This window comes from Pseudomonas sp. VI4.1, from assembly GCF_002029345.1.
Taxonomy (GTDB): domain Bacteria; phylum Pseudomonadota; class Gammaproteobacteria; order Pseudomonadales; family Pseudomonadaceae; genus Aquipseudomonas.
On the sequence record NZ_MULM01000017.1, the window covers coordinates 1 to 2632 of the forward strand.

Here is a 2632-nt window from a genome sequence, read left to right on the forward strand (position 1 = left end):
TTGCCGGCGAAGGGCGCCCTTGAGAACGCCTTCGCGGCAAGCCGGCTCCTACAGGGAACGAGGCAGGATCGCCAGGAAATTATCCCGCGCGACCTTTCTGGCGACGTCTTCCGGCAGCGCATCGAGAAACGCATCGAAGCTGCGCATTTCCTTACCGAGCTTGTTGAAACGCCCCACGACATCAGAGCCGAGCATGAAGCGTTCCGGGAAGCGCTCCACCAACTTCAACCATTCCTGCCGAGGCTTGCCCTGCTCATCCAGCAGGTAGGGCGTCAGCATGCTCCAGGACAGGTCCACAAACAGATTGGGGTAAGCCTCAAGCATGCGGGTCAAGGTCGGCAGCAGAAAATCCAACTCAGTCTGATGACGATGAATCTCGGCGCTGGTTCCGGCATGGGCCCAGATGAACCGGGTGTGTGGATGATTGCGCAACGGCTCTTCGACTTCCGCCAGGTACAGCGGATTTTTCTCACGCTTGGAGGTGATGTTGGAATGCAGCATGACCGGCAAGTCGTTTTCGGCGGCGAGGTGATAGATCCGCGTCATCGCTTCGTTATTCGCCCGCGGTGTGTCGCCGGACGTCAGCGCAGTCAGGTCGTCATGGCGGGTAAAGACTTCGCCTATGCCCTGCCACAGACCGGGATTGAGATCGAGCATGCGCTGGATATGCGCCACGGCGTTCTTGTCGTTGGGGTTGAACCCTGACAGGAACGGGTGAAAGGACTGACGCTGCTCGGGAGGCAAGCTGTTCACAGCCGCCGCGACTATGACATCGGTGGCGCTGTACCAGTAGGCATCGGCGTCATCACCGGCGTAATAACGTGGCCGCTTGGGTTCGTCTTCGTGCCATTTCTTGGCCACCGGAATGCCGGAAATCATCACATGCTCGATGCGGTTGTCGGCCATGGCCTTGAGCAATTTCGGCATCCCGGCCGTTTCCTGAAAAAAGTCCACGTAATGCAGGTGCGCATCGCTGTAGGCATATTCGCGGGCGCTGGCAACGTGGCAGGCAAAGACCAACAGGCAGGCAATGCTGTAGCGGGACAGAGGCACGGGCGATCTCCAGCATGTAGGAACAGCGTAGACCCCAGCGCAAGGTCCAGGGTTCATCTAGGTAAGAAAGTGGAACGCGAACCTGAAGGAATGCTCTATACCTTCAAGGTCTTTTTTGACTGAATAACTTTTCCTGACCTGCGAGGTTTCCAATGACTGTTACCGTCAATACCGTTTCCGCCGAAGGTTTTCGCCACAGCGTCCAGATCGATGAGCACGAGTTGTTTGCCGATGTGCCCAAAGAGATCGGCGGCGAAGGCACTGCGCCCGAGCCCCACGACTACTTCGACGCCGCCCTCGGCGCCTGCAAGGCCCTGACCCTGAAGATGTACGCCAGGAAGAAGGACATTCCGCTGACCGGGGTCACGGTCGAGGTCAAGCGCGATAACAGCGAAGAGCAGAAAGGCAAATATGCCCTGCACGTCAAACTGACCCTCAAGGGTGTGCTCACCGACGCCCAGCGCGACGAACTGCATCGCGTAGCCGACCGCTGCCCGGTGCACAAGCTGATGACCAGCACTGAAGTCAGTATCGAAACCCATCTGTCCGAAGGGGCTTTCAGCCAATAGCGGCAAGGGCTGCGCAAGCGGGTTATGCTCCATGCGTCACCCGCTCAGCCTGGAATGCACCATGAACACTCCGCTCGTGATCCGCCCTCGCGCCGAAGACGTCGAAGGCCAACCGATTCTTCGCCCTTTGCCGTCAGCCAAATGCCGCAGCGTCGGGCCCTTTGTGTTTTTCGACCACATGCTGGAAACCCTGTACCCCGCAGGCCATGGCATGAACATCCGGCAGCATCCGCATATCGGCCTGTCCACCCTCACCTACCTGTTCGAAGGGCAAATCCAGCACAAGGACAGCCTGGGCTCCGATCAGGTGGTCGAGGCCGGGGATGTCAGCTGGATGACGGCGGGCAGCGCGATCGCCCATGTCGAGCGCACGCCGCAGGCCCTGAAGGACAGCGGGTTCAGGATGCATGGGCTGCAGATCTGGCTGGCGTCGCCCAAGGAACGTGAACAGGGCCCGGGGCACTACAGCCACCATCCGGCGGCCACACTGCCGGTCAGCGATAACCTTGGCGTGAAGATCCGCATGATTGCCGGGTCAGGCTTTTGCCTGGAATCGCCGGTGCCGGTGCTTTCTCCTACGCTGTATGCCGAATTGAACCTGCAAACGGCCACCACGCTACTCATACCGACCGAGCATGAAGAGCGGGCACTGTATGTGTTGCAGGGCGAAGCGCAGCTGGATGGCGAGCTGTTGGAACCCCATACGCTGGCGGTGTTGCCTGCCGGGGAAGCGATGACGCTGTTCGCCGAGAGCGACTGCCACGCCGTGCTGTTCGGCGGCGCTCCGCTGGATGGGCCGCGGCGGATCAACTGGAATTTTGTGGCGAGCGATCCGGCGGCTATCGACGAAGCGCGGCGCCGCTGGGCGGCTGGGGATTGGCCGACGGTGCCGGGGGAAAGCGAGCGGATTGAACTGCCTTAGGTCCTGAGCCGCCCATTAGATTGCCTTCGCGAGCAAGCCCGCTCCCACATTTGATCGTGTCGTACGCAAATTTTACGGTCGACGCCGA

General features: G+C 60.2%; 3 protein-coding genes. 2 read left to right on the plus strand and 1 reads right to left on the minus strand.

Annotated elements, in window-relative coordinates:
* Nucleotides 1–48: 48 nt before the first annotated feature.
* Nucleotides 49–1053 (minus strand): amidohydrolase family protein, encoded by a 1005-nt coding sequence (locus tag BZ163_RS00145; RefSeq protein WP_128869328.1) that lies wholly within the window; start codon nt 1051–1053, stop codon nt 49–51.
* 152 nt (nt 1054–1205) lie between these two features.
* Here BZ163_RS00145 and BZ163_RS00150 point away from each other — a divergent pair, with 152 nt between their 5' ends.
* Nucleotides 1206–1622 (plus strand): OsmC family protein, encoded by a 417-nt coding sequence (locus tag BZ163_RS00150; RefSeq protein WP_128869329.1) that lies wholly within the window; start codon nt 1206–1208, stop codon nt 1620–1622.
* A gap of 61 nt (nt 1623–1683) precedes the next feature.
* The gene (locus BZ163_RS00155) at nt 1684–2544 is read left to right on the plus strand and encodes a pirin family protein (RefSeq protein WP_128869330.1); all 861 of its coding nucleotides are present in this window, start codon (nt 1684–1686) and stop codon (nt 2542–2544) included.
* Nucleotides 2545–2632: the final 88 nt, after the last annotated feature.